This window comes from Sphingopyxis sp. (assembly GCF_034380315.1).
In the GTDB taxonomy this organism is placed as follows: domain Bacteria; phylum Pseudomonadota; class Alphaproteobacteria; order Sphingomonadales; family Sphingomonadaceae; genus Sphingopyxis.
On record NZ_JAXMPB010000006.1, the window covers coordinates 160,056 to 177,107 of the forward strand.

Below are 17,052 nucleotides of genomic sequence, written 5' to 3' on the forward strand. Positions count from 1 at the left end.
GTGCCCGGCCCGCCGGGCGACGCGCGGGGCGCCGACCGGACCCTAGAAGCGAAAGCCCGCACTGATCAGATATGTGCGCGGCGCCCCCAGGCTGGCACGGGTTCCGTTCCAGTTGGTTGTCAGCGCATACTTCTCATTAGCAATATTGTCGATATTGAGACGCAAGTTGATTGCATCGGTCACGTCATAGGACAACATCGCGTTTACCAGCGTATAAGCCGGCAACTTGCCATAAAAACCATTGGGTATGACGCGCAGCGCGTCATCCGGGCGGCCAAGGTAGGACGATCCGGCATGCTGGACCCCGCCGCCTACCGTCAGTCCGAACGGCAAGCGATAGGTCGTCCACAATGTGGCCGAAACATTGGGCGTAAAGGCCAGCCGGTCACCGTTCAGGCCCGACGCCGGGAATGCGGCGCTATAGTCGCCGGAATTGCCAAAGCCGAGCGCGGCCTCCATCGCGTCGCTAAGCTTGCGTTTGCTGTCCATCACCAGGACGCCGCCAAAAATGTTCCAGTCGGGCGTCACCTGTCCGCTCACGCCGAATTCGACGCCCTCGACGACCAGCTTCTGATAGCCTTGCAGACTATTGCTGCCGGTGGCAGCGGGGCGGCCGACCACGGGCACGTTCCGCTTTTCGCCGCGGAAACCCGCGAGCGTCAGCGAGAGGCCGCCATCGAGCAGGTCAACCTTCGCGCCGACCTCGTAATTATGCGATCGCACGGGCTTCGCTCCCGCGATCAGGCCGGGGAATACATTGTCGCCGGTCCGCGAAGCGTCGGAGTTCGACAGATAGGAACCTGGCGGCAGGGTCGAAGTGCCGAACGACGCATAAAGGCTGGCGTTCTCCACCGGCTTCCACGTCAGCCCGACCTTGCCGCTCCAGGTGAACGGCGATTGGCGGAAGTTGTCGAACGCGCCGGTCGGCGTGCCGTCCAGTTCGCGGCTGTCGAGTTCGACGCGATAGCCCTCTCCCCTGACCCCGGCGGTGATCTGGAACCGGTCGCCGATCGAGATTGTGTCGAACAGATAGACCGCAAAGGTTTCAATGTCGGCGCGCGCCCGCTGCGTCGGCGAGAAGGCGGCCGCGCCGCTGCGTTCCGGATCGGGATTGAAGATGTCGGTATCGGCAGGCGTTGCCAGGCCAAAGCGCAGGGCATTGGACTTTTCCCAGCTCAGTTCCACCCCAGCCGCGACCGAATGGCGGAGCGCACCGGTGCTAAACTGCGCGTTCAGCGAGGTGAGGTTCGTCAGGCTTTCATTCTCTCGGTCGTAAAAAAGCGTGCTGCTGGTTGCCGTACTCGGTGCAACAAAGGCACGCGGGATGGTAAAGCGTGCGCGGCGATCAACCCGCGACCAGCGCGTCTGGTTGGCCACGACAAATCCTGTGAAGGGTTCATATTCGAGACGGCCAAGCACAGCATCACTCGTCGCGTCATCGAAATCGCTCCGCAGTCCATAATAGGCATCGCGCGGCGCCCGTTCGGCAGCGGGGTCGTGGCGGAACAGACCGCGAATCGTCGCGCCGGGAACGCCCCAGTCGGGCCGGTCGTCCCGCTCGACATGCTCCCAGGACAAGGTAGCGCGCAAATTGGTGCCTAGCCCCACCGCAATCGACGGCGCAAAACCCCACAGCTTGTTACGCGCCAGATCACGCCCCGGAACACCGCTGTCCTCCACCACCGCGTTGAGGCGGATCGCCGCAGTGCCGCCGAGCGGCTGGTTGACATCGATGGCCCCGCGCTTGCGCGCGCGACTGCCATATTGGTCAAAGCCCAGGCTGATATCGCCCGCGACGAAGGCGTCGAGCAGCGGCTTTTTGGTGTTGATGTTCACATAGCCACCGGCGTTGCCGCGACCATTGTCGGCGGCGGCGCCCTTCACCACCTCGACCGAATCGATGTTGAAGACGTCACGCGCATAGCTGCCCGAATCGCGGGCATTGTCGACGAACACGCTGCCGCTGCTGTCGAAACCACGCAGCGTGAAATTGTTGGTAGAGGTGCCAAAGCCATTCTCGCCGGCATCAAAGCTGATCCCGGGCGTGTTGCGAAGCACTTCGGCCAGGGTACGGGCACCGCGATCGCGGATCAATTCCTGCGAAACGACGCTGACCGTTTGCGGGGTATCGACCAGGGCAGCGGTCGCTTTGTCCGACTGAGTTTCGCTGCGTGCATAGCTGTCATCTATTGCGGTGTCCGTGACCGTCACGCCGCCGAGTCGCGGCTCTTCTTGCGCCATCGCCGGGCTGGCCCCCGCCATCAGGCCGAAACAACCAAGCGCCAACAATGCGCTGGGCGACGCGGCTGCGACTGCCTGCACTGCTCCGCGATCGCTGTTCTTCATATCGGTCACGTCTTCACCCTTCATTTAGGAATAATAATCACTCGCAATAGCAAGGCGGGCCTAAAGGCGTTTCTGGGGTGCCTGTCAACCCCCGTGCCGCGATCCCGCCCCACCACACCCATGGAAGCGCGATGGCGACAAGCCTTCACAAAAATATCCGCAAGGCATGTTGAGAATGGTTCGCAATACTGCTAGGCCGGTTTCGAACGCAGCAACAAAGGATGATGATGTGCGGACGATGATATGGGCGGCCACGCTAGCAGGTGCGGCGGTTTTGACCGGATGTTCGGGCCAGGACAAGGAAGCGGACGGTCAGGTCGTCAACCTGTACACCGCCCGCCATTACGATAGCGATCAAGCGCTCTACGACCGGTTCACCAAGGAAACCGGGATCAAGATCAATCGCATCGAAGGCAAGGCCGACGAAATGGTCGCGCGCATGAAAAGCGAAGGCGCGAACAGCCCCGCCGACCTGTTCATCACCGCCGACGCCGGCGCGCTGTGGCGTGCCCAGCAGGCAGGCCTGTTCCAGCCGATCCAGTCGGCCACGCTCAACGAACGCATCCCCGCCAACCTGCGCGAACCGGGCGGCAATTGGTACGGCTTCACCCGCCGCGCCCGCGTCGTTGCCTATGATGCAGCCAAGGTGAAGCCGGAAGAGATTGACGATTATGCCAAGCTCGCCACCCCGCGCTTCAAGGGCAAGATCTGCGTTCGTTCGTCGGACAGCGTTTACAATCTGTCGCTCGTCGGCGCGTTAATCGAAAGCTGGGGCCCCGAGAAAACCGGCGAATGGGCCAAGGGCATCGTCGCCAATATGGCGCGTGCCCCCGAAGGCGGCGATCGCGACCAGATTCGCGCGGTCGGCGCCGGGGTCTGCGAAGTCGCCATCACCAACAGCTATTATTATATCCGCCTTGCCAGCGGCGATGATGCCAAGGACCGGCAAGTGACCGAAAAGGTCAAGCTTGCCTTCCCGACCTTGGGCGGAAAAGGCGCGCATGTGAATATTTCGGGCGGCGGCATCGCAAAGAATGCGCCGAACAAGGATAATGCGGTCAAGCTGCTGGAATTCTTCGCCTCGGCGGATTCGCAAAAGCATATATCGGCAAATAACAACGAGTTTCCGGCGTCACCCGATGTCGCCGCCCCGCCGCCCGTCGATGCCTATGCAAACTTCGTCGCCAACCCGATGAATGTTGCAGCATTTGCCGCGCGGCAACCGGAGGCACAGTCGCTGATGAGCGCGGCGGGTTGGCGCTGACACCAGCCACCTTCCTTCGCCAAAGACGATTGTCGCTGACCGCCAGCCTGGCCGCTTTGGCCGGGCTGGCGGTTGCGATGCCGCTCGTCGGCGTCATCCTGGCGGCCTTGGGCACCGAGACCGCCGATATCGCGGCACGCGACATCGCGCGCTATGCGCTGACCTCTGCCTGGCTCGCCCTGCTCGTCGGCATCATCACGGCCGCGGCCGGGACACTCGCGGCTTGGCTGGTGGTGATGTACCATTTTCCTGGCCGCAACCACTTTGCCTGGGCGCTCGCGCTGCCGCTCGCGGTGCCGGCCTTTGCCCTGGCCTATGGCTACGCCGATCTGTTCGACGTGGCGGGCGCGCTGCGCACCGGCCTGCGCGATGCGACCGGCCACGACCTGCCCTTCGAAATGCGCAGCATCGGCGGCGCGGCCTTCATCCTCTCTGCGGCCTTCTACCCCTATGTCTATCTGGCCATGCGGGCCGCTTTCCTGAACCAATCGGTCAATGTGCTGGAAGCGGCGCGGATGCTGGGATGCAGCGGACGGGCGGCCCTATGGCGAATTGCACTGCCGATGGCGCGCCCCGCGCTCGCCGCCGGAACCGCACTCGCCGTCATGGAAACGCTCGCCGATTATGGCGCGGTCCAGTTCTTGAGCGTGCAGACGTTGACCACCGGTGTCGTGCGCGCCTGGTCAGTCTATGGCTCGACCGTCAGCGCGGCGCGCTTTGCCCTCCCCCTGCTCGCCGCCGCCGCGCTGCTCCTGTGGATCGAGCGCGCAGGACGCAAGGGACAAACGCATGAAGGCGGCAAGGCCCGCTGGCGCGCACTCGATCCAGAACCGCTCGGCAGCGCGGCCCGGTGGCTCGCCTTTGCCTTCTGCCTGATGCTGTTATCCGCGGGGCTGGTCCTTCCGGTGGGATGGCTCGCGTGGAACCTGGGACAGGCCAGTCCCGATTGGGCCCGGCTGATCGGCGCGACACGCAACAGCCTTTTCCTGGGCCTGGCCGGAGCCGCCGTTACCGTCGCGCTTGCCACCATGCTGGCGATCGGCACCCGCCATCTGCCGCTCGCCGCCCGCGTCGCCAGCCTGGGCTATGCAACCCCGGGCGCCGTGATGGCGATCGGACTCCTCGCCCCTGCCGGCGTGATCTGGAACCTCGCCCCCGGATCGGGAGCTGTCATCGCCATCATGTTGCTGATCCTTGCCTATGCCGCACGTTTGATGGCCGCGGCACTCGAGCCCATCGACGCCGGCCTGGCGCGCGTAACGCCGTCGATGCGCCACGCCGCGCGCACGCTCGGCCGAACCGAATCCGGAGCCGCTCTCGCCGTCGAGCTGCCTGTCGCGCGCGGCGCGATGATGACCGCCGGGCTGATCATCCTGATCGACATATTGAAGGAACTGCCCGCGACGCTGATCCTGCGCCCCTTTGATTTTGATACGCTGGCGGTGATTGCCAACAATTATGCACTCGACGAACGGTTGGGACAGGCTGGCCTGCCCTCGATCCTGATCATCCTGCTATCGCTGCCCGCCGTCATCTGGCTGACGCGGCGGATTGCGCACGCGCGCCCCGGGGCCTAGGCAAGCGCCGTGGCGATACCCCCGATCCTCGAGTTGCTTCAGGTCACGCGCGTCCATGGCGCGCGAACCACCGTCGAAGGCGCCAGTTTCGCCCTGATGCCGGGTCGCATCGCCTGCCTGCTCGGGCCATCGGGGTGTGGGAAAAGCACGCTGCTGCGCATGATTGCGGGGCTGGAACCGGTGAACGCGGGCGAAATCCGCGTACATGGTGCGCCGCTGTCCAGCCCCGATCGGACGGTCGCTCCCGAAGATCGCGGCGTCGGCCTCGTCTTTCAGGATAACGCCCTTTTTCCGCATCTCAACGTATCCGACAACATCGGCTTTGGGCTCGCCGGCATGTCGGCAGAGGTACGATGCGAGCGTGTCGCTACGCTGCTTGACCGCTTTTATATCGCTCATCTGGCACGCGCCTGGCCGCATACACTGTCGGGCGGCGAGCAGCAACGCGTTGCCATCGCCCGCGCCCTGGCGCGCGAACCGTCGCTGCTGCTGCTCGACGAGCCTTTTTCGGGGCTCGATGGACAGCTGCGCAACGATGTTCGCCGCTCGCTGCTTGCGGATCTGCGCGATGCGGGCGCGACGGTACTGATCGTCACCCACGATCCCGAAGAAGCGATGATGATCGCCGACGATCTGATCCTGATGTCGGACGGACGCATCCTGCAAAGCGGCGCGCCGAACGATTGTTACGCGCGGCCGGTGTCGGTCGCCGCCGCGCGCCTGCTCGGCGACGCCATCGTCGTTCCAGCCACGATCAGCGACGGCACCGCACAGACGCCATTGGGTCCGGTACCGGCCCCCGGCCACCCCGACGGTCCCGCCGAACTCGCCGTGCGCCCCGAAAAACTGTATTTCGCGGCCGAAGGCGCGGCGGCGGAAATCCTGTCCGGACGCTGTATCGGAAACGGCTGGCTGATCGATCTTGTCGTCGGCGACACCCAACTGACCCTGCGCACCGCAGCCCCCCCGCCGCCCGGCAAAACCGCCTCACTGGCAATCGACGCCACCGACATCGCGATCCTTCCCCTGCCCCACGCATGAAGGCCGCCGACAATGATGGCGAGCCATGCAGCAATATTCAGGATAATGGCTGAAAAAGTTTCGAAGCCGCCTGCATCGGCAGGTATGCTTCTGTTGGAGCGGGTAGCGGGAATCGAACCCGCCTAGCTAGCTTGGAAGGCTAGAGCATTACCACTATGCTATACCCGCGTCTCCAAGGTCGGGGGCGATTGCCATTTTGATCGGCGTTCGTCAAGCGCCTGCGTGGCACCGGCATTGAGAACATTCGAGCAACATGATAGACGGTCCCGCGTGAAGGACGGAGACGATCAGGCTGCCGTGGGCTGCGATGCGCCGGTCCGCAAGATCATCCATGTCGACATGGATGCCTTTTACGCATCGGTCGAACAGCGCGACAATCCGGCGTTGCGTGGCAAGCCCGTCGCGGTGGGCGGTTCGTCGCGGCGCGGGGTGGTTGCGGCCGCATCCTATGAAGCCCGCAAGTTCGGCGTGCGTTCCGCCATGCCCAGCATCACCGCGAAACGGCAATGCCCCGACCTGATTTTCGTGCCGCACCGCTTTGACGTTTATCGCGATATCTCACATCAGATTCGCGCCATATTCAGCGACTATGCCGATGAGGTCGAACCGCTGTCGCTCGACGAGGCCTATCTCGACGTCACCCAGGACAAGGCGGAGCTCGGCAGCGCCACCGCGACCGCGCGGCGAATTCGCGAACGCATCCGCGCCGAAACCGGGCTCACCGCGTCGGCGGGCGTGTCCTACAACAAGTTCATCGCCAAGCTGGCATCGGACCAGAACAAACCCGATGGCATGACCGTCATTCCGCCGGGACGAGGCGCCGCCTTTGTCCAGGCGCTGTCGATCCGTCGCTTTCACGGCATCGGCCCCGTCACGGCGGCCAAGATGGAAGGGCTTGGCGTCTATTCGGGAGCCGACCTGGCCGCGAAGGATATGGACTGGCTGATCCGCCATTTCGGTAACAGCGCTGAATGGCTCCATAATCTGGCGCGTGGGATCGACCACCGCCGCGTCAAATCGGACCGGCCGCTCAAATCGCTGGGCGGCGAGCGGACCTTTTTCAACGACCTGATGACCGACACCGAAATCCGCGAGGCACTTGCCCATGTCTGTGCCGTGGTGTGGGACCGCGCCGCGAAAAAGGGCGCGCGCGGGCGGACAGTGACGCTGAAACTGCGCTACGACGATTTCCGGACGATCACCCGGGCAAAGTCGGTCCCCTTCCCCATCATCGATGGCGCCGCCCTGCTCGCCGCGGGCGAAGCGATCCTGGCGCCCCTGCTGCCGACCGAACGCGGCATTCGCCTTCTCGGCATTACGCTGAGCAAGTTCGAAGGCGAAAGCGAGGCCAAGGACGATGGCGGCAGCGGCACCTCTGCGCCCGCCGACCTGCTCAGCCTCATTTGACGGCGAGCGTCGGTGCAAAGCGCCGGATCGCGGCCTGCATTCGTGGCGACAGCGCGGCGTAACCGCACCGGATCAACGCTTCGTCGCTGACCTGAATTTCGTCGCGAAACGGCGCCCCTACCCGATAGAGCGCCCGGTCCGGCCCAACCGACTTGATACGGAAATAGCCGGCGCCATCAACGCCGCCGAACTGCATATCGGTAAAGCCGCCTTCGACCTTGCGCGATCGGGTAATCGGCTCCAGTTCGGCCGAGGGGCCCATCGATCCGCCGGGCCCATAATAATATAGCGCGCCCCATCGCTTGCCGTCAAAGACATAGCCGTGGTGGACGTTGCCGCACCGTTCGGTGTCGTTGGTCCAGAAGCCCGGCGCGATCGGCAGTTCCACCGACGACTGCGCCATCGCCGGCTGCCCGACGGCAAGGGCGATGAATGCCGCGATCAAAGGACGCATCGCCCCCTCCCCATTTTGGCCCAACGGGCGGCATGGTGACGGACTTGCGGCTTGGGATCAAGCTGCGGGGCGCAGCCCCCTTACCCTGCGGGGGCGAATATGCGTTCCTTCGTCGCGGTGAAGCGAATCGATGGGTTGCGCTGGGTGACATAGCCGACCTCCCACGCATCCTTCGCCATGAACACCGGCGCCCCGTCGCGGTCGGTCGCGGCGGCGCCGCGATTATCCGCCTGAAACTGCTTCAGCGCCGCCGCGTCCTCGCTTGCGATCCATCGTGCGGTGTCCCACGGGCTGGCTTCCAGCTTTGCCTCGACCTTATATTCGGCCTCGAGCCGGCTGATCAGCACGTCGAGCTGGAGCTGCCCGACGACGCCGACAATCATGTTCGCGCCGATTTCCGGGTAAAAGACCTGGATGATCCCCTCTTCGGCCATGTCGTCGAGCGCCTTACGGAGTTGCTTGGTCTTGGTCGGATCGACGAGCGCGACGCGGCGCAGAATTTCGGGAGCAAAGTTCGGCAGGCCGGTGATCGTGATGTCGCTGCGTTCGGACAGCGTGTCGCCGACGCGCAGCGTACCGTGATTGGGAATGCCGATGATATCGCCGGGCCACGCCTCTTCGGCCATTTCGCGATCCTGCGCCAGGAACAGCATCGGGCGGCTGATCGCGATCGCCTTGCCCGTTCCGCCCTGGGTCAGCCGCATTCCGCGCTCGAACTTGCCCGAACACAGGCGCATGAAGGCGATGCGGTCGCGGTGCGCGGGGTTCATATTGGCCTGCACCTTGAAGACGAAGCCGGTGACGGCATTGTCATCGGGCTGCACCGGCGCGGGTTCGGCGGGCTGCGGCTGCGGTCCCGGCGCGTGCGCAGCGAGGGCCGCGAGCAAGTCCGCGATCCCGAACTCCTTCAGCGCCGATCCGAAATAAACGGGCGTCAGGTCGCCGTTCCGATAGGCCGCCGCATCGAAGGGCGCATAGCAGGCCGAAGCCAGCTCGGTTTCTTCCTTGAGCAACGCCAGCCCGTCGGGCGAGATTTCCGCCGCCAGTTGCGGGTCTTCAAGACCGCTCACCGCGGTCCGCGCGCCTTCGTACATACGCGAAGCATCGCCGCCCGGGCGCATGATCGCAGGGTCGACCAGATCGTAAATCCCTTCGAACTGCCCTCCCATGCCCACTGGCCAGTTCATCGGGCAAACGTCGAGCGCCAGGCGGTCGGCCACTTCGTCCAGAAGTTCGAAAGGCGCCTGCCCTTCCCGATCGACCTTGTTGATGAAGGTGATGATCGGCACCGAACGCAGGCGACACACCTCGAACAATTTCAGCGTCTGCGGCTCGATCCCCTTCGCCGCGTCGATGACCATGACCGCACTGTCGACCGCGGTGAGCGTGCGATAGGTATCCTCGCTGAAATCTTCGTGCCCCGGCGTGTCGAGCAGATTGAAGACGAGCCCCGCATGTTCGAAGGTCATCACCGACGACGTCACCGAAATGCCGCGCTGTTGTTCGATCTTCATCCAGTCGGAGCGCGCGCGCCGGGCTTGCCCGCGCGCCTTGACCTCGCCCGCCATATGGATGGCGCCGCCCGCGACGAGCAGTTTCTCGGTCAACGTCGTCTTACCCGCGTCGGGGTGCGAGATGATGGCGAAGGTGCGGCGGTCGGGGCGAGTGCTGGACATGGCGCGGGCGCCTAGCAGGACGCGCCGCTTGTGGAAAGGGGCTGGCTCAGGCGGCCAGCCCCGCGATCAATGCCGCCGCGCCGCCGGCGAACGCCATGCGCGCAAGGAACCGCTTCACCGGCCAATGGGGTGCCGCCGCGATCGCACCGGCCAGCAGGAACGCCAGGCCGACCCAAAAGATCGCCACCAGCGGCGCCGCGTTCCCCATCACAATCCGCGTCACGAAGCAAAGCGCCAATATGACGGGCGTTCCCCACACAACGCCATCCCATGCGCCGCGCAGCCGCGGCTGATGCAATCCGCGCCGCTCGCGCTTGCCGATCCAGATCGACAGGCCCGTCGCGGTCATCACGCACAGCGCAAGGCCCAGCAACGCATAGGCAATCTTGACCGTCAGACCACCGTAATTGCCGAAGTGGAGCTTGTAGTTGGACGCCGCAATCTGTTGGCCCAGCTTGCCGTCGGACAGCCCCGACGACCCGGTAAAGCGCCCCCGATCGTCGAAATAATAATTGTCGCCATAGATCAGGCGCCGGGGATGTTCGGCGATGATCTGCACCATCTGCCCCTTCGTCCGCGGATCGTGGACAATGACATAATAGGCCGCAACGTCCGGAAAACGCGCTTTCATCGTGCGCAGCGCCGCGGCGATGTCGGGCAAGGGCGCGGCGGCCTCGTCCGTGACGGCATCCCGGCCAAAGATCGGCGTATAAACATCTTCGACCTTGCCCTTGTAAAAGCCCTCGGCGAGGCCAAAGCTCACCACCGATCCCAACCCGATCGCGGCACCGGTAACGGCAATCGCCAGGGTGAAGGGCAAGGTCCACACCCCCAGCCGGTTGTGCCAGTCGGCAAGGCCGACGCCGCCCCGGCTGCGGGCGCGCAGGCGAAAGGCATCGCGAAAGATGCGCGGGTGGGCCAGCACCCCCGACATAATCAGGCCGACCATCATGACGCCCAGCCCGCCGACGATCGTGATGCCGAGTGTCGAAGGCAGGTGCAGACGGTAATGAAGATGCAGCAGGAAATCGGACCAGCCATTCTCCTCGGGCACCGTCAGTCGCCCCGCACCATCGACATGCCAGGCCTGTGTATCGGTGATAACGGTGGTCCGCGGCAGGTCGCTGGTCGGCAGATGGAGGTAAAGATGCGTCGTGGGCTTGATACCCGAAGCATCCTCGCGCGCGAGGATCGATGCCGCCGCGCGCGCGGCGGCGTCGGGGTCGGCGTGGATCATTTCGGGCGCATTCGGCTGTTCGATGCGCTGCCACTCATCGTAAAAGACCAGCAGCGTGCCGGTAAGGCTGATCAGATAGAGCAGCGCCCCGGCGAGCAGCCCCACCGCCGCGTGCGCCGACAGCGCGCGTTTGACGACGTCCTTGTCGACGGCAACGCTCATATATTCCCTCCCGATATGATCGCCACGCCGCCGGCCAGCGCGGGGGCCGCAAGCCAGAGCGACTGGCGCGCCCGGCTTGGTTCGATCAGCAGGATGGTCGACAATATGGCCCAGATCACCGGCACCGCCATCAGGGCCAGCACATTGCCGTCGGCGTCGTGCCAACCGGCCATTCCCGCCGCCGCCCGCAGCGCGAGCCCGGCCAGCAAGGCGGCGATCAAGCCCAAGGGAACGGTGAACAGGAAGGTCAGCGTCCGGCGCCCGAGATGCCAGGGCTCGCGCCCTTGCGGCATCATATGGGCGCGCCGCTGCGATGCACCGCCACGCCCAGGCGCGGCGGTATAGGCCGCTCGGCCAAGGCAGGCCGTCGCCGCCGCCATCGCCGCCAGCGATGCCATGGCTACGCCCCAGGCGCCATGTCCTGCCGCTGCCAGCAACACCCCTAGCGCCAGCACGGCCCAGGCCCGGCCGTTCGCATGGGCATCGCGCCGCTCGCCTCCCCAAGCGGTGCGGAGCAGCAATATTCCGCCCGTCGCCGCCGCGGCGCCCGCCGCCACCGTCATCGCCCCGCTGTCCATCAGAAGCTGTAGGTCAACGTGCCGAACACATTGCGTTCGGATCCGATGAAACAGTCGCCGCGCGCCAGGCAAGCGGCATAATATTTACGGTCGAACAGGTTCGTCGCGTTGATCGAGAAACGCCACTGGCGCCAGGCAAGCTCTGCCAGGGCATCGACCAAAGTGTTCGCGGGCGTGCGAACGACGCCGCGTGAATAATTGGCGCCCGAATGGCGCACGCCCGCACCGATCCGCAGCATCGCGTCGTCGCCAAGCGCAATGCTTTTGGTGCCCCACAGCGAGGCGTTGTGCTGGGGTACATTGTCGAGTTGAAACGCGCTGCCCGACACCCGCGCCTGATTATAGCTATAGTTGGCAACGATATCGAAATTGCCCGGCAGGCTTCGGCTTGCCTCGATCTCGAAACCCTTTGACGTCAGCAACCCAGCCTGCATCTGATCGCGCGGATCGGGGGTGGAGGGATCATCCACCGGGCGGTTGCTCTCGCGGATATGATAGGCGGTCGCGGTGATCAGCGTCGCATCGTCGGGATGGAATTTGATCCCCGCCTCAAACTGACGGCCGCGTTTCGGGACAAAGGGATTGCCATTGCTGGCGATTCCCGAAATCGGCTCGAAACTCTCGGTATAGCTGAAAAAGGGCGATACCCCCTTTACCAGTTCGCCGATGATCCCGGCACGAAAGCTGGTTGCATTGGCCTTTTCCGCTGCGCGGCCCGCCGCGCGGGTACGGACATGATCGCGGCGCACGCCCAACACCAGCGATACCCGGTCATAAAAGCGGATCTGGTCCTGAAGATAAAAGCCGAGCTGACGCTGGCGGCTGTCCTCGAAAGAGGCGCGAATGAAGCCCGGATGATCGGCCGTCGGCAACCCGCCGCCAAAGTCCGACAACGCATCATAATCGATATCATACAGGTCGATCCGTTCCAGAGCGAGACCGCCGCGTTTGCGCACCCGGTTCCAGCTATAGTCCGCACCGACAAGCAGCACATGTTCTATTCCCGGGCCGGTGTTGAAATCGACCCGGACATTATTGTCGGTCGAAAAGACATTCATCCGGGCAAGGCTGCCGCTCGCATAATTGCCGATGATGCGCGCGCCCGCGTCAAGGAACGGATTGGCCGGATTGCTGTAGCTGTTCGGATAATGGGTGAAATAGGTGACGTCGCTGTCGATGTAGCGCGCCTTCAGGCTGATCCCGACCGCTTCGCCAAAACGGTGTTCGACGACCGCGCTGCCCTGCAGCAAGCGCCCGTCGTACCGGTCCCAGCCCGGCTTGCCCACGAAAGTACTGTTGGGCAGTTTCCCGTTGGGATTGTCATATAGTGTGCCGACAAGCGGCAGGAACTGCACCGTCGATCCGCCGTCATCCTCCTGATACAGGCCGAGCAGCGTCACGCTGGTATCCGGGCCCGGCTGCCAGAGCAACGACGGGGCGACCATCACGCGGTCGTCCGGCACATGGTCGGTCTGCGTATCGGCGTCGCGTACCCGCGCCACAATGCGCCCGGCGAGCCCGTCAACGACCGTCCCCATTATGTCCGCCAGCACTTCCTTTCGGTCGTATGCGCCGTACCGCAGCGCGATCTCGCCGCGAGGCGCAAACTCGGGGCGCTTTGACACGCTGTTGATCAGGCCGCCAATCGATCCTGAACCATACAGCACCGATGCGGGGCCGCGCACGACTTCGATCTGGGAAAAATTATAGGGGTCGGACCGGATGCTGGCATAATAGCTGAACAGGTCGCGCATGCCGTCGCGGAATTGCAAAGCGCTGATGCCGCGGATGAAACCTCCGTCGACGCGCGAATCCTCGCCAAAACTATTGGCCTGCACCCCGGCGACATAGCGAAGCGTGTCGGCCACCGAAATTGCCCCCTGCGCCAGATAGACATCGTCGGTGACGACGGTAATCGGCTGCGGCGTTTCGACGGTCGGCGTGTCGGTCTTCGTGCCCGCCCCACTGAAGGGCCGCTCGCCTGTGACGACAATGGCGCCTCCCTCGTCGGCCGCCTCTTCGGCGGCAAAAGCGGGCGATACGCCGAGTGCCGTGGCTCCCAACAGCGCGAGCTTCGCAAATCTCATGTCTTCCCCTTTTCAATGGCTCGCGGCGGCCCCTCCCCCGCGATTCGCGAAACCAATAATGAGAGTCACTATCATTATCAACATTTCACCAATCTTTGATCGACGCCGCGCGCTTTTTTGGGGAAACGGCAGTTCGGGCTGGCGCATCGGCAAGCGATGCCGCATGCTGGCACGATGCAAATCCCAGCCTTCCTCGCCCTGCTTTCACTCGCAACTGGACCGAGCGCCCCTGCGCAACCGAATGTTATGCTTGGCGAATATCGCGTGACCGGCAGCCCGGACATCGGCGGTGGACTGCTGATCCGCGACGACGGGCGCTTCGCCTATGTCCTGATCGCCGGTGCGCTGGATGAACGCGCGGAGGGCCGGTGGGAACGGCGCGGCGACCAGATTTGCCTGTTCACCGAACCCGCCCCCGTCCCGCCCGCCTTTACCCGGATCGACCCGGTAAAGGTCGACGATGCCATTCCCACGATTTTCGCGAGCTGGCCGAACGGATCGGGAATCGCGGGCATCGATTTCGTCATCGGCTTCGATGAAGGCGATCCGATCACGGGCTATACGCAATCCGACGGCTGGACGATGCCCGACGATGACCAACGGGTTCCGCGCTGGATCGAAGTGCAGGAACCGATCTACAATGTCACCGCCCCCCGTTTCGAACTCGCCGATAGCGACGGGGGCAGATTGCATGTCCGCTTGACCCCGAATGACATGGGGATTGTCCGTTACGACGGCACCGCCTGCCTTCGGCAACAGGGAGACGGTTTCGTCCTCGACCGGAACGACGGCCGGATACGCTTCCGCCGCGTCGTCGACACCCAATAGCCGCCCTGGCAATGCCCACCCAGTAAAGAGCACCCCGCAGGGGCGCCCCTTCCCCCTTGCGCTAGCATCGCAAATCGTCCACAACTTTACGTGAACGTAAAGGTAAAGGCCTGCCCCAGCGACGAGAGGATTCTTCCCCATGACCGACCTGCCCAGTTTCGACACCATCAAGTTCGGCGTCGCCGACAATGTCGCGACGATCACGCTGAATCGGCCGGACCGGTTGAACTCGATGCCGCCGGCCATGGCCGACGACATCCGCGCGGCGCTCGACTGGCTGGGCGTGGCCGGCGCACGGGCATTGCTGATCACCGGGGAAGGGCGCGGATTTTGTTCGGGGGCCGATCTGGCCGGCGATCGCACGGGGTCGGCCATCGGTGGCGGCGCGAACAGCCGCAAGGCATTGCGCGCGCACTATAATCCGATGCTGCTGGCGCTTGCCAACCTCGACATTCCGGTCGTGACCGCGGTCAACGGGCCGGCTGCCGGCGTCGGGTGCAGCTTTGCCCTGTCGGGCGACTTCACGATTGCGGGACAAAGTGCCTATTTCCTGCAGGCCTTCGTCAACATCGGACTGGTTCCCGACGGCGGCTCTTCGTGGCTGTTGCCGCGCCTCGTCGGCGTCCCTCGCGCGCTGCAGATGATGATGCTGGGCGAAAAGATCGGCGCCAATCAGGCCGCCGACTGGGGCATGATCTATAAATGTGTCGATGACGCCGACCTGATGGACGAGGCGCGCGCACTCGCGACCCGCCTTGCAAACGGCCCGACGGTCGCGCTGGGCACGATGCGCAAGATTTTGCGCGACGGTTTGTCGCAAAGCTATTCCGACACGCTCGACGCGGAAGCAAAGGGCCAGTATGTTGCCGGCAACAGCAGCGATGCCGTCGAAGGCGTCATGGCCTTCGTCCAGAAACGCAAGGCCGCGTTCAAGGGCAATTAGGCCGCGGCTTCCCGGCGCCGATGCGCCGAAACAAGTTACCTAGGGAACTGCCCCGGCCAATGTGCCGGGGCATTTTTTATTCGGCGGCCTCTACCGCCCGCCGCTTGTAGATGCTCTGCCGCGGCTTTCCGCAAAGGCGCATCACCATGGGTTCGAAAAATTCGAGCGGCAGCGTGTCATAGTCCGGGTCGAACGCGGGCTGATCATATTTCTCGCAAAAATCAGCGCACGCCTGGAAATAGGGGTGGCCCCGGAACTGGTCGCGCATGTCGCGGTCCAGGCCGACATAGTGAAAGAAATAATGCCCCTGGAAAATCCCGTGATGCTGCACGATCCAGTGATTCTCCTCCGACAGAAATGGCTTCAGGATCGCGGCGGCGATGTCCGGATGATTGAATGCGCCCAGCGTGTCGCCGATATCGTGCAGCAGGGCCATCACGACATATTCCTCGTCGCGTCCGTCGCGATGGGCGCGGGTTGCCGTTTGCAGGCAATGCGTCAGCCGGTCGATCGGAAAGCCCCCATAATCGCCCGCCAACAATTTCAGATGCGCCAGAATGCGGGCACCATTATCGGGTGCGAACCGCTTCTGCTCGGCCGAAATAATGTCCCAGTCCTGCTGCGTTCCTTCGGCCATCGCGCGAAAACGGGCACGCGGATGCGACATGTCGTTCATGATGAGCTCTCCCTTGTGCCCACCAGTTTACGCAATCAGTTGCACTTTGCAACGCTGGCGCCAGCCGCCGGGGCGGGTATCTTCAGTCCCCGGTCGCGTTGGCGACATTATATTGCAGCACCTCGGCCTGTGTCAGACAGCGGCGGGTCGATTTGTCGGCGCCCTGACCGGCCACCGCCTTTTGCTGATACATGATGTCGGTCAACAGCTTGCGCGACACGCCCATGCGGATCAGGAAATCATTGTCTTCGCTCGCCAGCAACGCCGCATCCTGTTCGATTTCCCCGATCAGCTCGGTCGTCGCATCGGTCCCCATTGCGACGCTCATGTCGATCGTCCCGCGATCGCCTGTGCGCGTGAACATATGGACCATGAAAATCCCGCCGGGTTCAACGACGCGAAGTTGACCGCCCATGAAAATGAAATTGCACGCGCTGAAACAGGTCCACCCCTTGGGGATGCGGGTCAATATGCCCGGATTCTGCCGGATGATCCGCCCGGCGGCATTTCCGGCCCGCGCATCGCCCCCGGGCGAACTCAGCCACACCTCCTCAATGTCGGAATTGGCGGCGAGCACGGCCTTCAAACGATCCGGCAAACCGGAATCGACGCGCCCCTCGCCCGCCAATATCTTTCGCCCGCCAACGTCACGCACGGTCAGCTTCATCACCGGGTTCGCGGACCAGCCGGGCGAGGCCGGGCAGGTCGGATTCGCGGAATCCATCGGCGCGGCCCCCATCAGGGCGCTGGCGGCAGCAACCGCGCCCAGCGATCGG

General features: G+C 64.0%; 14 protein-coding genes and 1 tRNA gene. 6 read left to right on the forward strand and 9 right to left on the reverse strand.

All coding sequences use genetic code 11. The features are described from left to right. Positions 1-42 precede the first annotated feature (42 nt). Positions 43-2,346: a TonB-dependent receptor gene (locus U0S50_RS12780; protein ID WP_322309259.1), complete on the reverse strand. Its 2,304-nt coding sequence runs from the start codon at positions 2,344-2,346 to the stop codon at positions 43-45. A 238-nt stretch (positions 2,347-2,584) separates the two neighbouring features. Here U0S50_RS12780 and U0S50_RS12785 point away from each other — a divergent pair, with 238 nt between their 5' ends. The 3 genes from U0S50_RS12785 to U0S50_RS12795 are packed head-to-tail and all read left to right on the forward strand — an operon-like array spanning position 2,585 to position 6,228. Next, positions 2,585-3,610 carry an extracellular solute-binding protein gene (locus U0S50_RS12785; RefSeq protein ID WP_322309260.1) on the forward strand — a complete coding sequence of 342 codons (1,026 nt, stop codon included), beginning with the start codon at positions 2,585-2,587 and terminating at the stop codon, positions 3,608-3,610. Then, positions 3,601-5,187 carry an iron ABC transporter permease gene (locus U0S50_RS12790; RefSeq protein ID WP_322309146.1) on the forward strand — a complete coding sequence of 529 codons (1,587 nt, stop codon included), beginning with the start codon at positions 3,601-3,603 and terminating at the stop codon, positions 5,185-5,187. The genes U0S50_RS12785 and U0S50_RS12790 overlap by 10 nt, the downstream gene beginning before the upstream one ends. A gap of 9 nt (positions 5,188-5,196) precedes the next feature. Beyond that, positions 5,197-6,228, forward strand: a complete 1,032-nt coding sequence (locus U0S50_RS12795) for an ABC transporter ATP-binding protein (protein ID WP_322309147.1) — start codon at positions 5,197-5,199, stop codon at positions 6,226-6,228. Between the two features lie 94 nt (positions 6,229-6,322). On the opposite strand, the gene U0S50_RS12800 is transcribed toward U0S50_RS12795, so the two are convergent. After that, a tRNA-Gly gene (locus U0S50_RS12800) sits at positions 6,323-6,396 on the reverse strand. A 102-nt stretch (positions 6,397-6,498) separates the two neighbouring features. Between U0S50_RS12800 and dinB the strand changes: the two genes are divergently transcribed. Next, positions 6,499-7,635, forward strand: coding sequence for a DNA polymerase IV (gene dinB, locus U0S50_RS12805; protein WP_322309148.1), 1,137 nt, complete (start codon positions 6,499-6,501; stop codon positions 7,633-7,635). On the opposite strand, the gene U0S50_RS12810 is transcribed toward dinB, so the two are convergent. The 5 genes from U0S50_RS12810 to U0S50_RS12830 all read right to left on the reverse strand — a co-directional run bounded on the left by U0S50_RS12810 (position 7,628) and on the right by U0S50_RS12830 (position 13,829). Next, positions 7,628-8,089: a hypothetical protein gene (locus U0S50_RS12810; protein WP_322309149.1), complete on the reverse strand. Its 462-nt coding sequence runs from the start codon at positions 8,087-8,089 to the stop codon at positions 7,628-7,630. The two genes, dinB and U0S50_RS12810, sit on opposite strands and share 8 nt — an antisense overlap. A gap of 80 nt (positions 8,090-8,169) precedes the next feature. Continuing rightward, positions 8,170-9,765: a peptide chain release factor 3 gene (locus tag U0S50_RS12815; RefSeq protein WP_322309150.1), complete on the reverse strand. Its 1,596-nt coding sequence runs from the start codon at positions 9,763-9,765 to the stop codon at positions 8,170-8,172. Between the two features lie 46 nt (positions 9,766-9,811). Further along, positions 9,812-11,164 (reverse strand): PepSY-associated TM helix domain-containing protein, encoded by a 1,353-nt coding sequence (locus tag U0S50_RS12820; protein ID WP_322309151.1) that lies wholly within the window; start codon positions 11,162-11,164, stop codon positions 9,812-9,814. Further along, on the reverse strand, positions 11,161-11,742 hold the full coding sequence (locus U0S50_RS12825; protein WP_322309152.1) for a hypothetical protein: 582 nt from the start codon (positions 11,740-11,742) through the stop codon (positions 11,161-11,163). The genes U0S50_RS12820 and U0S50_RS12825 overlap by 4 nt, the downstream gene beginning before the upstream one ends. Then, positions 11,742-13,829 (reverse strand): TonB-dependent siderophore receptor, encoded by a 2,088-nt coding sequence (locus U0S50_RS12830; protein ID WP_322309153.1) that lies wholly within the window; start codon positions 13,827-13,829, stop codon positions 11,742-11,744. The genes U0S50_RS12825 and U0S50_RS12830 overlap by 1 nt, the downstream gene beginning before the upstream one ends. Positions 13,830-14,093: 264 nt before the next feature. Between U0S50_RS12830 and U0S50_RS12835 the strand changes: the two genes are divergently transcribed. Further along, positions 14,094-14,657 carry a hypothetical protein gene (locus U0S50_RS12835; RefSeq protein WP_322309154.1) on the forward strand — a complete coding sequence of 188 codons (564 nt, stop codon included), beginning with the start codon at positions 14,094-14,096 and terminating at the stop codon, positions 14,655-14,657. Between the two features lie 139 nt (positions 14,658-14,796). After that, entirely contained in the window at positions 14,797-15,600 is an 804-nt protein-coding gene (locus U0S50_RS12840; RefSeq protein ID WP_322309155.1) for an enoyl-CoA hydratase-related protein, read from the forward strand. A 76-nt stretch (positions 15,601-15,676) separates the two neighbouring features. Here the strand turns inward: U0S50_RS12840 and U0S50_RS12845 are convergent, their stop codons facing one another. Both U0S50_RS12845 and U0S50_RS12850 read right to left on the reverse strand, forming a co-directional pair. After that, positions 15,677-16,276: an HD domain-containing protein gene (locus U0S50_RS12845; protein WP_322309156.1), complete on the reverse strand. Its 600-nt coding sequence runs from the start codon at positions 16,274-16,276 to the stop codon at positions 15,677-15,679. A gap of 82 nt (positions 16,277-16,358) precedes the next feature. After that, positions 16,359-17,000 carry a hypothetical protein gene (locus U0S50_RS12850; protein WP_322309157.1) on the reverse strand — a complete coding sequence of 214 codons (642 nt, stop codon included), beginning with the start codon at positions 16,998-17,000 and terminating at the stop codon, positions 16,359-16,361. Positions 17,001-17,052: the final 52 nt, after the last annotated feature.

Bases quoted from the DNA above. Each gene is read 5' to 3' on its own strand.
- U0S50_RS12825 (WP_322309152.1), bottom strand. From the start codon at position 11,742: ATGGACAGCGGGGCGATGACGGTGGCGGCGGGCGCCGCGGCGGCGACG.
- U0S50_RS12840 (WP_322309155.1), top strand. From the start codon at position 14,797: ATGACCGACCTGCCCAGTTTCGACACCATCAAGTTCGGCGTCGCCGAC.
- U0S50_RS12780 (WP_322309259.1), bottom strand. From the start codon at position 2,346: ATGAAGAACAGCGATCGCGGAGCAGTGCAGGCAGTCGCAGCCGCGTCG.
- U0S50_RS12820 (WP_322309151.1), bottom strand. From the start codon at position 11,164: ATGAGCGTTGCCGTCGACAAGGACGTCGTCAAACGCGCGCTGTCGGCG.
- U0S50_RS12845 (WP_322309156.1), bottom strand. From the start codon at position 16,276: ATGAACGACATGTCGCATCCGCGTGCCCGTTTTCGCGCGATGGCCGAA.
- U0S50_RS12815 (WP_322309150.1), bottom strand. From the start codon at position 9,765: ATGTCCAGCACTCGCCCCGACCGCCGCACCTTCGCCATCATCTCGCAC.
- U0S50_RS12830 (WP_322309153.1), bottom strand. From the start codon at position 13,829: ATGAGATTTGCGAAGCTCGCGCTGTTGGGAGCCACGGCACTCGGCGTA.
- U0S50_RS12810 (WP_322309149.1), bottom strand. From the start codon at position 8,089: ATGCGTCCTTTGATCGCGGCATTCATCGCCCTTGCCGTCGGGCAGCCG.
- U0S50_RS12785 (WP_322309260.1), top strand. From the start codon at position 2,585: ATGATATGGGCGGCCACGCTAGCAGGTGCGGCGGTTTTGACCGGATGT.
- U0S50_RS12850 (WP_322309157.1), bottom strand. From the start codon at position 17,000: ATGGATTCCGCGAATCCGACCTGCCCGGCCTCGCCCGGCTGGTCCGCG.